This is a genomic window from Streptomyces sp. NPDC088730 (assembly GCF_044751215.1).
Lineage (GTDB): Bacteria > Actinomycetota > Actinomycetes > Streptomycetales > Streptomycetaceae > Streptomyces.
This window is the reverse complement of the sequence record NZ_JBIVLK010000002.1, coordinates 63,409-75,559: the sequence shown is the minus strand read 5'-3', so window position 1 is coordinate 75,559 and position 12,151 is coordinate 63,409. Positions and strand designations below refer to the sequence as shown.

General features: G+C 69.8%; 11 protein-coding genes and 2 tRNA genes. 7 read left to right on the top strand and 6 right to left on the bottom strand.

Going from position 1 to position 12,151, the window contains the following annotated elements; all coding sequences use genetic code 11:
* Window positions 1-5: 5 nt before the first annotated feature.
* The 5 genes from ACIP89_RS07220 to ACIP89_RS07200 all read right to left on the bottom strand — a co-directional run bounded on the left by ACIP89_RS07220 (window position 6) and on the right by ACIP89_RS07200 (window position 2,850).
* Window positions 6-821 carry an ABC transporter permease gene (locus ACIP89_RS07220; protein ID WP_402113598.1) on the bottom strand — a complete coding sequence of 272 codons (816 nt, stop codon included), beginning with the start codon at window positions 819-821 and terminating at the stop codon, window positions 6-8.
* The gene (locus ACIP89_RS07215) at window positions 818-1,900 is read right to left on the bottom strand and encodes an ABC transporter ATP-binding protein (protein WP_402113596.1); all 1,083 of its coding nucleotides are present in this window, start codon (window positions 1,898-1,900) and stop codon (window positions 818-820) included. Before ACIP89_RS07215 ends, ACIP89_RS07220 begins: the two co-directional genes overlap by 4 nt.
* A 179-nt stretch (window positions 1,901-2,079) precedes the next feature.
* Window positions 2,080-2,152: transfer RNA gene (locus ACIP89_RS07210), tRNA-Gly, on the bottom strand.
* Between the two features lie 81 nt (window positions 2,153-2,233).
* Window positions 2,234-2,305 (bottom strand) — tRNA-Gly (locus ACIP89_RS07205).
* Window positions 2,306-2,514: 209 nt separating this feature from the next.
* Entirely contained in the window at window positions 2,515-2,850 is a 336-nt protein-coding gene (locus ACIP89_RS07200; RefSeq protein WP_199884437.1) for an Lsr2 family protein, read from the bottom strand.
* A gap of 491 nt (window positions 2,851-3,341) precedes the next feature.
* Here ACIP89_RS07200 and purS point away from each other — a divergent pair, with 491 nt between their 5' ends.
* The 5 genes from purS to ACIP89_RS07175 all read left to right on the top strand — a co-directional run bounded on the left by purS (window position 3,342) and on the right by ACIP89_RS07175 (window position 8,362).
* Window positions 3,342-3,608 (top strand): phosphoribosylformylglycinamidine synthase subunit PurS, encoded by a 267-nt coding sequence (gene purS / locus ACIP89_RS07195; protein ID WP_073736460.1) that lies wholly within the window; start codon window positions 3,342-3,344, stop codon window positions 3,606-3,608.
* The gene (gene purQ / locus ACIP89_RS07190; protein ID WP_073736461.1) at window positions 3,605-4,285 is read left to right on the top strand and encodes a phosphoribosylformylglycinamidine synthase subunit PurQ; all 681 of its coding nucleotides are present in this window, start codon (window positions 3,605-3,607) and stop codon (window positions 4,283-4,285) included. Before purS ends, purQ begins: the two co-directional genes overlap by 4 nt.
* Window positions 4,282-6,531, top strand: coding sequence for a phosphoribosylformylglycinamidine synthase subunit PurL (gene purL, locus ACIP89_RS07185; RefSeq protein ID WP_402113593.1), 2,250 nt, complete (start codon window positions 4,282-4,284; stop codon window positions 6,529-6,531). Before purQ ends, purL begins: the two co-directional genes overlap by 4 nt.
* 169 nt (window positions 6,532-6,700) lie before the next feature.
* On the top strand, window positions 6,701-7,252 hold the full coding sequence (locus ACIP89_RS07180; protein ID WP_402113590.1) for an ArsR/SmtB family transcription factor: 552 nt from the start codon (window positions 6,701-6,703) through the stop codon (window positions 7,250-7,252).
* Window positions 7,253-7,432: 180 nt separating this feature from the next.
* Window positions 7,433-8,362, top strand: a complete 930-nt coding sequence (locus ACIP89_RS07175; RefSeq protein ID WP_402113587.1) for a M23 family metallopeptidase — start codon at window positions 7,433-7,435, stop codon at window positions 8,360-8,362.
* Here ACIP89_RS07175 and ACIP89_RS07170 read toward each other — a convergent pair.
* Entirely contained in the window at window positions 8,350-9,870 is a 1,521-nt protein-coding gene (locus ACIP89_RS07170) for an MFS transporter (protein WP_402114544.1), read from the bottom strand. The genes ACIP89_RS07175 and ACIP89_RS07170 overlap by 13 nt on opposite strands.
* 267 nt (window positions 9,871-10,137) lie before the next feature.
* Between ACIP89_RS07170 and ACIP89_RS07165 the strand changes: the two genes are divergently transcribed.
* Together ACIP89_RS07165 and ACIP89_RS07160 are read left to right on the top strand one after the other, a co-directional pair.
* The gene (locus ACIP89_RS07165) at window positions 10,138-10,788 is read left to right on the top strand and encodes a TetR/AcrR family transcriptional regulator (protein ID WP_401925705.1); all 651 of its coding nucleotides are present in this window, start codon (window positions 10,138-10,140) and stop codon (window positions 10,786-10,788) included.
* Window positions 10,789-11,030: 242 nt separating this feature from the next.
* The gene (locus ACIP89_RS07160) at window positions 11,031-11,831 is read left to right on the top strand and encodes a sterol carrier family protein (protein WP_402113584.1); all 801 of its coding nucleotides are present in this window, start codon (window positions 11,031-11,033) and stop codon (window positions 11,829-11,831) included.
* Window positions 11,832-12,151: the final 320 nt, after the last annotated feature.

Below are 12,151 nucleotides of genomic sequence, written 5' to 3'. Positions count from 1 at the left end.
ATCCCTCAGCGTCGCGGATCCCAGCGGAACCACCGCTTGACAGCAAACACCGCGAGCACGGTCCAGACCAACCCGGTCAGCGCGGCCCCCAGCAGGTCGGTGCCCTGGGCGCCGCCCAGCCAACCTGCCCGTACGAGGGTCATCACTCCGGTCAGCGGCAGCAGCTCGCACACCGACGCGAGCCGGTCCGGCAGCACTTCCAGCGGTACGAAGAGGCCCGAGCCCATCAGCGAGGCGAAGAACAGCGGGAGAGTGGTGAGCTGAGCGGTCTGCACGGTGCGGGTGATCACCGAGGTGGCCGCGCCCAGCGCCGTCAGCAGCACCAGGCCCATCACCAGCCCCAGCAGGAGCAGCTCGGGGCGTCGGGGTGCGCCGAGTCCGAAGAAGGCGGTACCGGCCGCGACGATCACCGCCGTCTGCGCCAGGGCCAGCGCGCCCGCGGGCAGCGCGGTTCCGGTCAGGATCTCCCCGTCGGTGACCTCGCCGGTACGCAGCCGCTTCAGCACCAGCTCCTCGCGTCGCGCCACATAGGTGGCGACCATGTTCATGTAAACGGCCTGGATCAGGACCGTACCGATGCCGCCGGTGAGTGCCGCTCCGGCGACGGTCAGCCCGGTCCCGCCGAGATCCATCTGCTCGAACGTCGACCTCATCGCCGTGACCATGGCCGCGGGCATCAGCAGGGCGACGAAGACGGCCGTCCGGTTGCGCAGCAGCAGGGTCAGTTCGGCCCGGCCGAGGGCGGTCAGCCGGCCCCGGACGGTGGTGGTGGCCGGGGATCCGGTCGTCACGGTGTTCGCACGCGTTGTGGCGGTCGTCATGCCGCGGTCACCTCTTCCGTCGCGTTGTCGTTGCCGGTTGCGTTCACGGTCCCGCGGCCGGACCTGGTCCCGTTCCGGGCACCATTCCGGGCCTCGGTCCCGTTCCCGTCACCGTTCCCGTCCCCGTTCCCGTTCCTGTTCTCATTCCGGGTCTCGTTCTCCGCCGCGGACCGCGCGATGTCGAGGAAGGCCTCTTCGAGCGAGGCGGACCGGGCGTCGAGGCCGGTGAGCCGGACGTCGGACTCCGTGGCCCAGCGCAGCAGTTCGGCCAGCGAGTCCTGGAGGTGACGGGTGCGGATCTCGATCCGCGGTCCGTCGGCTGCGGCGCGCAGGCTCAGCGGCAGCTGCGCTGCCCCGGTTCCGGCGGGGAGCTCGAACCGGATGCGGGACGGGCGCTCGGCGGTCACCTCCGCGGTGGTGCCCGAGGTCACGATCCGCCCCCGGTGCATGATGGCCAGCCGGTCGGCGAGCGCCTCGGCCTCCTCCAGGTAGTGCGTGGTGAGCAGCACGGTGATGCCGCCCTCCTGGAGCCGGCGCACCAGCGCCCAGGTGTCGCGCCGCCCCTCGGCGTCGAGGCCGGTGGTCGGCTCGTCGAGGAAGAGCACCTCCGGCCGGCCGAGCAGGGCCAGCGCCAGGTCCAGCCGCCGCCGCTCACCGCCGGAGAGCTGCTTGACCCGGACGCGCGCCCGGTGGCCGAGCCCGACCAGCTCCAGGGCCTCGCCGATGGGCCGGGCCCCGCTGGTGCAACCGGCCCACATCCTTACGGTCTCCGTGGCCGTCAGATCGGAGGGGAAACCGCCCTCCTGGAGCATCACCCCGATGCGCGGGCGGACAACGGCGCGTTCCTCGAACGGGTCGTGGCCGAGGACCCGTACCGTGCCGCCGTCGGGGCGGGCCAGCCCTTCCAGCAGTTCGACGGTCGAGGTCTTGCCGGCGCCGTTCGTGCCGAGCAGGGCGAACAGCTCGCCGCGCGCCACGGAGAAGGAGACGCCTGTCACAGCCTCGAAGCCGCCCGCATAACTGCGTCGGACACCGTCCGCCTCGATCACGCACTCATGGGGAATTTCGTCGAAGGTCATGGCTTCAGGCTTCCTCCCGGACGGCGTCGGGAGCAGTGCGAGCTGTCATCGCAGTGCATGACAAACGTCATGAGGGGAGGGAGGGAGCGGATACGGCGGGGCCGAGGCCGAATACGAACACGCCCCGCGAGACACGAAGAAGCCCCCGGCCGAAAGGCCGGGGGCTTCTTGCTTCTACGAGCGGACGACCAGGTTCGAACTGGCGACCTCAACCTTGGCAAGGTTGCGCTCTACCAACTGAGCTACGTCCGCATGGCAACCACTCGGCTTTCACCGGTGGAGCGAGCACTACTCTACCCGATCCACCGGAGTGGCTGAGGAAGAGTGATGCAGAGCGGGTGACAGGAATTGCACACTGCGCCTTCCCCCTGGAAGGGGGATGTTCTACTACTGAACTACACCCGCACGCTGCTTGAGGCCCGGCCTTTCGGCCTTGCCCTTCGGCGTGCTCCAGACTCTAGCCGACCTGCGGGGGTGTCGCGCAAGTCGGCTCCCCCGAGGTGCCGTCGAAGCGGCCGGTGCCGGGTGGCGTGAGGCCCGGACCAGGCCTGTGTGAGGCCCGGCTCAGGCCCGTGTGGGGCCCGCTTCGGGCACCGGCCGCCCGGCGTCTGCGCTCAACTGGCTTCCTGGAACGCCTCGTAGACCTTCTTGGGAATCCGGCCGCGGGCCGGCACCTCCATCCGGTGCGACCGGGCCCAGGCGCGTACGGCCGCCGGGTCGGGCGCGAGCGAGGTGTGCCGGTACGAGACGGGAACCTTGCCGTGCTTGCTGGCATTTGTCTGCTTTCGGCCGGCCGCCACATACGGGGCCAGGGCCTTGCGCAGTTTCTTTGCATTGGACGGATTGAGGTCGATCTCGTACGACTTCCCGTCCAGCGCGAAGGTGACCGTTTCCGCTGCCGCTCCCCCGTCGATGTCGTCGGAGAGTGTGACCACTACGCGCTGAGCCACGGATATAGGTCCTTTCCTGCGGCATCTGCGCGTCTGACATGCGCGGATGCCGGCCTTCCGGCTGTGAGCGCGGATGAGGGCCGACTGTTGCCGGCCGTTTCGGGGCAATGCTGCTTTCCCCGCCAATCATTTGTACAGCGGTGAGTGCCGCATTGTGAAGCCCACCCAATTACGTGCGCGTGTCAGTCTGCTATCTGTGCGGCTGGTGGGGATTTTTGTCGCAGGATTTTCCGCATCGGCCACGACATCCGCTGCCGCATGCACCGCGAGATCTGCCGTGAGATCCACCGCGAGATCGCCGTGAGATCCATCGCGAGATCTGCCGCCCATATACCGACGCGATCCCGGCGTGTTCCGGGCGCGATCCGTGCGCGATCCGGGCCGTCCGATATCTACCCGCGTAGAATTTCGGGACAGGTACGCTGAGGGGACCCGCGGGGGTCCTGGGGAACCCCCCGGAGAAACAGCCGCACCACACCACCACACCGGGAGTGCCAGTGGCACGCGTCGTAGTCGACGTCATGCTCAAGCCCGAGATCCTCGACCCGCAGGGACAGGCTGTGCAGCGTGCGCTGCCCCGTCTCGGCTTCGAGGGAATCGCGGACGTACGTCAGGGAAAGCGTTTCGAGCTGGAGGTCGAGGGGCCGGTCGACGAGGCCGCCCTCAGCCGTATTCACGAGATGGCCGAGACGTTCCTCGCCAACACCGTCATCGAGGACTTCACCGTGAAGGTGGAGAAGGCCGAGGAGTCGAAGTGACTGCTCGTATCGGAGTCGTCACCTTTCCGGGCACCCTCGACGACCAGGACAGCCTGCGGGCCGTACGGGTCGCAGGCGCCGAACCCGTATCGCTGTGGCACCGCGACAAGGATCTGCACCAGGTCGACGCGGTCATCCTGGCGGGCGGTTTCTCCTACGGCGACTATCTGCGGGCCGGAGCCATCTCCCGCTTCTCGCCGGTCATGGAGACGGTGATCGAGCAGGCGAAGGCGGGCATGCCGGTTCTCGGTATCTGCAACGGCTTTCAGATTCTGACCGAGGCGCACCTGCTGCCCGGCGCGATGCTGCGGAACAACCACCTGCACTTCATCTGCCGCGATCAGAAGCTGCGCGTCGAGAACGCCGGTACCGCCTGGACCTCCGACTACTCCGAGGGCCAGGAGATCTCCGTACCGCTCAAGAACATGGACGGCCGCTACACCGCCGACGAGCACACGCTCGACGAGCTGGAGGCCGAGGGCCGTGTCGCGTTCCGTTACGTGGACGTCAACCCCAACGGCTCGCTGCGCGACATCGCCGGCATCACCAACGCCGCAGGCAACGTCGTCGGTCTGATGCCGCACCCGGAGCACGCCGTCGAGCCGCTGATCGGCACCGGTCGCACCGACGGTCTCGGTTTCTTCACCTCGATCATCAAGAAGCTGGTCAACGCATGAGCCTGGACACGGTCAAGCACGCGGCCGAAACCCCGGACACCGAGCAGCCCTGGAAGGAGCTCGGCCTCAAGGAGGACGAGTACGCCCGGGTCCGCGAGATCCTGGGCCGCCGCCCCACCGGCGCCGAGCTCGCCATGTACTCCGTGATGTGGTCCGAGCACTGCTCCTACAAGAGCAGCAAGGTCCACCTCAAGCAGTTCGGCGAGAAGGTGCCGGAGAACGACGCGATGCTCGTCGGCATCGGCGAGAACGCCGGTGTGGTCGACGTCGGCCAGGGCTACGCGGTCACCTTCAAGGTCGAGTCGCACAACCACCCCTCGTACATCGAGCCCTACCAGGGCGCGGCCACCGGCGTCGGCGGCATCGTCCGCGACATCCTTGCCATGGGTGCCCGCCCGGTCGCGGTCGTCGACCCGCTGCGCTTCGGCGTGGCCGACCACCCCGACACCAGGCGGGTACTGCCGGGTGTCGTCGCGGGCATCGGCGGTTACGGCAACTGCCTGGGCCTGCCGAACATCGGCGGCGAGGTCGTCTTCGACGCCTGCTACCAGGGCAACCCGCTCGTCAACGCCGGCTGCATCGGCGTCATGAAGCACGAGGACATCCACCTGGCCCAGGCCTCGGGCCCCGGCAACAAGGTGATCCTCTACGGTGCCCGCACCGGCGGTGACGGCATCGGCGGCGTCTCGGTGCTCGCCTCGGAGACCTTCGACTCGACCGGTCCGGCCAAGCGTCCGGCCGTCCAGGTCGGTGACCCCTTCCAGGAGAAGCTCCTCATCGAGTGCACCCTGGAGATCTTCAAGGAGAAGCTCGTCGCGGGCATCCAGGACCTCGGCGGCGCCGGGCTCTCCTGTGCCACCTCCGAGCTGGCCTCGGCCGGTTCGGGCGGTATGCGCGTCGAGCTGGACACCGTGCCGCTGCGCGACTCCTCCCTCTCGCCCGAGGAAATCCTCATGAGCGAGTCGCAGGAGCGCATGTGCGCGATCGTCGAGCCGCAGCACGTGGACCGCTTCCTGGAGATCTGCGAGAAGTGGGACGTCATCGCCACCGTCATCGGTGAGGTGACCGAGGGCTCGCAGCTGGAGATCTTCTGGCACGGCGAGCAGATCGTGGACGTGCCGCCGCGGTCCGTCGCCCACGAGGGCCCGACGTACCACCGCCCGTTCGCCCGCCCGTCCTGGCAGGACGCGCTGCAGGCCGACGATGCCGGAAAGCTGGCCCGTCCGGCCAACGGCGCCGAGCTGCGCGAGCAGGTGCTCGCGCTGGTCTCCTCCCCGAACCAGGCCTCGAAGTCCTGGATCACGGACCAGTACGACCGGTTCGTGCAGGGCAACACCGTGCTCGCGATGCCCGAGGACGCCGGCATGGTCCGCATCGACGAGGAGTCCAACCTCGGCGTGGCCATGGCGACCGACGGCAACGGCCGGTACGCGAAGCTCGACCCGTACACCGGCGCGCAGCTCGCGCTGGCGGAGTCGTACCGCAACGTCGCCGCCTCCGGCGCCAAGCCGCTCGCCATCTCGGACTGCCTGAACTTCGGCTCGCCCGAGGACCCGGACGTCATGTGGCAGTTCGCCGAGGCCACCCGTGGTCTGGCGGACGGCTGCCTGGAGCTGGGCACCCCGGTCACCGGCGGCAACGTCTCGCTGTACAACCAGACCGGCGAGACGGCGATCCACCCGACGCCGGTCGTGGCCGTGCTCGGCGTGATCGACGATGTCACCCGGCGCACGCCGGTCGCGTTCAAGGAAGAGGGCCAGCTCCTCTACCTGCTGGGCGATACGCACGAGGAGTTCGGCGGCTCGGCCTGGTCCGAGGTCGTCCACAACCACCTCGGCGGCATGCCGCCCAAGGTCGACCTCGGCCGCGAGAAGCTGCTCGGCGAGATCCTGATCTCGGCCTCCCGCGACGGCATGATCGACGCGGCGCACGACCTGTCCGACGGCGGTCTCGTCCAGGCGGTGACCGAGTCCTGCCTGCGCGGCGGGAAGGGCGCCCGGCTGGTCGTGCCGGACGGCCTGGACGCGTTCACCTTCCTGTTCTCCGAGTCGGCGGGACGCGCGGTCGTCTCGATTCCGCGCAGCGAGGAGCTCCGCTTCAACGACATGTGCGGGGCGCGGGGTCTGCCCGTGACCCGGATCGGTGTCGTGGACGGCGAGGAGATCGAGATCCAGGGCGAGTTCAGCATCCCGCTGAGCGAGCTGCGTACGGCGCACGAGGGGACGATCCCCGCGCTGCTTGCCTGATCCCACCGCAGTTCATCGCTGTTCATCGCTGCGCACCGCTGCTCACAGTGCGCGCAGAAGCCCCCTCCCGGTCTGCCGGGCGGGGGCTTCTGCGGTTTCTGCGTGTTCTGCGTGTGCGGGTTTGCCGTGCCTTCTTGACGGGGATTACGTAGTTACGTAATTTGGAAGAATGGAGCTGGAGGAGCGGGTCTCGGAGCTTGAGCGGCGGCTTGAGGCACTCGTGGGTGACCGCAGGGATGTGCCGCGTCCGACGGGGGCCGATTTCTGGGCTCTGGAGGGGCTCAAGCAGGAGCTTTCCGGGATCGGGGCGGCGGAGGGCGGTGTGCTGTACACGGGAGCGGTCCGACTGCCGACGGGCGAGCGGTACGAGTGGCAGTACGGCGCGCTCACGGAGCAGCTGCTGGGGGCCGGGGTGGGCGGCTCGGGCGAGGGGCCGGGAGAGGACGGTGATTCCGGTTCCGGCTGGTCGGACGCCGCCGAGTCGCTCGCCGCGCTCGGGCATCCGGTGCGGTTGCGGTTGCTGCGGGAGATCCTCGGCGGTCGGCGCACGGCCGCAGAGCTCGCCGCGCTCGACGAGACCGGTACGACGGGGCAGATCTACCACCATCTCCGGCAGCTGACCGGCGCGGGCTGGCTGCACACGACGGGACGGGGGCGGTACGAGGTCCCCGGCGTCCGGGTGGTGCCACTGCTGGTGGTCCTTACGGCGGCGAGGCCCTGAGGGGGGCGCGAGGGGCCACGAGAGAGACCACGAGGCAGGCGGAGGACGCGGAAACGGAAACGGAAACGGAGACGGAAGCTGAGCAATCCGAGGAACGCGTAGCCGGAACAGGCACTCCGGCAGAACAGGCAATCCGGCAGAACAGGCAATCCGGCGAAACAGACACTCCAGGGGGAAGTCGTGTCCGTCCGTAAAGCTGTCATGGTGTTGTACCGGGTGTGCTGGATCGCCTTTTTCGTGATGGTGGTCATCAGCCTCCTTCCCCGGCCACCGTTCCCGTACTGGCTGACCTGGGTGCCGGCGGCCGCCGCGGTCACCCTGAGTCTGACGGCGGGGCGCAGGGGCCGGGCCGCGGTCGCGGACCCGCCGCCCGCGGTGGAGGTCGAGCCGCCGGTGACGGGCCGCTGGACGGCGCTGAACAGCCCGGCGGACAAGGTGCCCAGCCATGGGGTGCACGCGTACGGGCAGACGTACGCGATCGACATCGTGGCGGAGCCCGGGACGGAGGGGACGGAGTCCGGGACGGAGGCGGAGCCCGGGGCCGAGCCGGTGTTGTCCCGGCCGAAGTTCCGCGCCCTGTGGCCCGTCGCCCGGCGGAACCACCACTTCCCGGCCTTCGGGGCGCCGCTTCTCGCGGTGGCCGACGGCACGGTGGTGCACGCCTCGCACGGCAGCCGCGACCACCTCAGCCGCAATTCCCTCCCCGCGCTCGTCTACTTGACGCTGATCGAGGCATCCGTACGGGACATGCGCGGTGCGGGCGCCATCGTCGGGAACCACATCGTGCTCGACCTGGGCGGCGGTACTTATGCCATGTACGCCCACCTGCGGCAGGGGTCGCTCCGGGTGCGGGCGGGGGAGAGGGTCCGGGCCGGACAGCCTCTCGCCGAGTGCGGAAACTCCGGAAATTCCACCGAACCGCATGTGCATTTCCAGTTGATGGACGACCCGGACCTGGACGTGGCGGTCGGAATTCCATTCACCTGGCGCGGTGCGGGCGTTCCTGCCAACGGCGAGATATTCATGGTCGGGGCAGCCGCGCACGGAACTCCCGCCAGGGAACCGGTCCGGGAGTCGGCCGGGGAATCGGGAGGGGCTCAGGCCTCCTGAGCCCGGACGGCCCCGGGCAGCCGGGTGGCCAGGAACACCGCGACGATCATCACGCCGGTGGCGCAGCAGAACACCACGTCGGTCGACGAGGTGAAGGCGTGCAGTGCCTGCTGGTGGGCGGCTCCCGTCAGCTCGCTGATCCCGCCGGCCGGGCCGCCCGGTCCGCGGGACGCGTACACCCGGCTCAGTACGGTGCCGAAGACGGCAGCCCCCAGGGCGCTGCCGAGGGTCTGGAAGAAGCGGACTCCGGTGGTGGCCACGCCCAGTTGGTGAGCCGGGGCGGTGTCCTGGACCAGTTGGATGAGCTGTCCGACAAGCTGGCCGAAGCCCAGTCCCATCAACAGCATCGCGCCGCGCACCGTCCACAGGCTGGTGTCCGTGGTGAGGGTGGCGAGCAGGCCGAGGGCTGCGGAGGCCACGACCGTGCCACTGACGACGAAGGTCTTCTGTGACCAGCCGGCCGCGACGAGACGTCCAGAGACGAGACCGACCACCGCCATGCCGACGGCCATCGGGATCAGGAAGAGCCCGGCCGACGACGCGGCGACACCCCGTACCACCTGGAGGTAGATCATGACGTAGACGATCGAGCCCATCATCGCGGCGCCGACCAGCCCCTGGATGGCGAAGCCGTTCCGCATGGCCCGGACGGTGAACAGGGAGAGCGGGAGGATCGGTTCGGCCGCGGTCGCCTGGCGCCACAGGAAGAGCCCGAGGGAGAGGGCAGTCGTGGCGAGCAGGCCCGCGATCAGCGGCGAGGACCAGGCGTACTGCTGACCGCCCCACTCGGTGACCAGGAGCAGTGTGGTGGAGAAAGCGGCGGCGAGTCCGGCGCCGAGGAAGTCGATGCGGCGACGCGTGGTGCGGGCGGGGAGCTTCAGCAGGGCGAAGGCCGCGACCAGCACCGCGATGCCGACCGGAAGGTTGACGTAGAAGATCCACCGCCACCCGGCGTGGTCGGAGAGGGTTCCGCCGATCCAGGGCCCGAGCGCCATCCCCGCGCCGGCGATGACCCCGCCGATGTTGCCGCCCCGGTCGCTCCCGTCACCCTTGCCGCCCGGGTCGCCTTTCCCGCTCTCGCGCTTGGCCTCGCGGCCGCGGTCGCGGTTGCCGTTGCTGTCGTTGTCGCCGTCAGCCTTCGGTGCTCCCGCGAGTTCGCGCAGGACGACCATGGTGACGCTCATCAGGCCCCCGCCACCGATGCCCTGGAGGGCGCGGGCGGCGATCAGTTCTCCCATGGACTGGGCCATCCCGCACACGGCCGATCCGGCCAGAAAGGTAGCGAGGGCACCGATGAAGACGTTCTTCGAGCCGAGTGAGTCGCAGAGCTTCCCGTACAGGGGGAGCGCGGCGGTCGCGGCGAGTTGGTAGCTGGCGATCAACCACGCGATCCGGTCGACGCCGTGGACCGGATCGAGGTCGCGGACGATCGGCACGGTCGCTGAGGAAACGATGTTCGAGTCGAGCACGGCCAGCAGGATCGTGGTGATGCAGAGGACGAAACCGATTGTGCGGTTCCGGCCGGTGGACCGCCGACTGCTCGTCCGGGACCCTCCGCCGGCCCCAACGGCCCCAACGGCCCCAACGGCCCCGTCGGACCTTCCAGGTGTGTCGGCTGTGCCGGCCGTCGTCCCGGCCCCGGCGATCGTTTCGGGCATGGCGGTGCTCCCCTCCGGAGCGGCTGGGCGCCGCTGTGGTCGAACCACTCTCACGCTCTAAATGTACTGAGTCAAGTTTTCGCCCTGGATTAAGTTTCATCCTGGTACACTCATGCCATGACCGAGGGGCTGAGCCTGCGCGAGCGCAAGAAGATCCAGACGCGACGCCGTCTGCTGAGCGAGGCCACGAAGCTCTTCACCGAGCGCGGCTTCGATCAGGTCTCGGTCGCGGAGATCGCTGAAGCGGCCGACGTGTCGAAGATGACGGTCTTCAACTACTTCGACAGCAAAGAGCACCTGGTCTTCGCGCCGATGGAGGAACACATCGGTGATGTCGCTCAGGTGGTGCGGGACCGGGAGCCCGGCGAGTCCGCGGTGGCCGCCGTGCGCCGCCACTTCCTGACCGCCCTCGGGAACCGGGACGCCTCGGTGGGGATGAGCGATTCGCCGGTGGCGCTCGGGATCCTTCAGCTGATCCAGCAGACGCCCGCACTGCTCACCCGGGCCCATGCCTTCTTCGTCCTCTCCTTCGACCAGCTGACCGATGTCCTGGTCGAGGAGGGCGAGGAGCCGGCGATCGCGTGCATCGTGGCTTCCCAGCTCATCGGCACCCGCAACGCCCTGATCACCGAGAACCACCGGCGGCTGCTGGCCGGGGAGTCGGTCGACGAGATCGCCGCGGACGCCGTGGCGATCGCCGGGCGCGGGTTCGACCTGCTGGAAAAGGGGCTGGGCGACTACGCGACCCGGTCCCAGAGCGACATCTGAGCCCCGCGCCGGGTCCCGGCTGGGCCCCGCGCCGGGTTCCTGCTGGGGTCCCGCGCCAGGTCGTCCCTGCTGGGGTCCCGCGCCAGGTCGTCCCTGCTGGGGTCCCACGCCAGGTCCCGGCTGGCCCCGCCCCACGTTCCGGACCCAGTCCCGCGCGAGGTCCCGGCAGGTTCCGGCAGGTTCCGGCAGGTTCCGGGCCCGGCCACGGCGGGGCCCGGGGGTGAAGCCGTAGGCTCCTCGTCATGCCGCCGTCCCAGAAGCGCGCCCGCCGCTACGACCCTGTCAGGTCCCGTACCGCGGTCCTGGCGCAGTTCGCCCATGTCCGAGCAGCCGTCGGCGCCCTGACGGTCCAGCAGCTGGAGGGTCCGAGCGGCCTCGGCGGCTGGACGGTGCGTGAGCTGGCCGTCCATCTGACCATGGCGCTCTCGCACGTCAGCCGGAATCTGGAGCTCCCCGAGCCGGCCCTCGCCAAGCCCGAGGTCACGCTCCTGGAGTGGCCGTTCTCCACCGCCGGGCGGGCCGAGCGGATCGCCCACGACACGGCGGAGTCGGCCGCGGACCACCCGGATCTGGACGCGCTGTACGGGGAGACGGTGGACCGCTTCGAGGCCCTCCTGGCCGCCGCCTCCGACGACCGCTTGCTGCCCACCCGGGTCGGGGTCATGCGGCTCGGGGACTTCCTGGTCACCCGGACCGTGGAGCTGGTCGTCCACACGTACGACCTCAACGAGGCGGCCGGGCTCGACATCCCCTATGACCGCCAGGCCCTGGCAGCCTGCACCCGGTTGCTCGCCGACGCCCTGGCGGAGAAGGCGCCGGGCGGCTCGGTCGAGGTGCGGGTCCCGCCGTTCGCCGTCGTCCAGTGCGTCCAGGGCCCGAAGCACACCCGGGGCACCCCGCCCAACGTCGTCGAGACCGATCCGGTCACCTGGTTCCGACTGGCCACCGGCCGGACGGAGTGGGCGCAGGCCCTCGACACCGCGAAGGTCAGCGCCAGCGGGGAACGGGCCGACCTCGCCGCACTGCTGCCGCTGATGGGCTGACGATCTGGCGGCCCGGAAGAGGCCAGGCCGGGGCAACCGGACGGCCTGAAGGCCGGACGACCTGAAGGCCGGACGGCCGGACGACCGGCCGGTCCGACCGGCTGACGTGAACCGGATCAGTCAGGCCGACCGCGACCGGTTCAAGACCGACCGTCCGGTCTGCGACATCACGACATCAGAGGCTTTCCCGGAGCCCCCGGAGCCCCCGGAGCCCCCGGAGTCCCGGATTTCGGAGCCCCGGACTCCCAGCGCCCGCCCCCGGACTTCCAGCGCCCGCCCCCGGACTTCCAGCGCCCGCCCCCGAGCCGCACCCCGTCCCC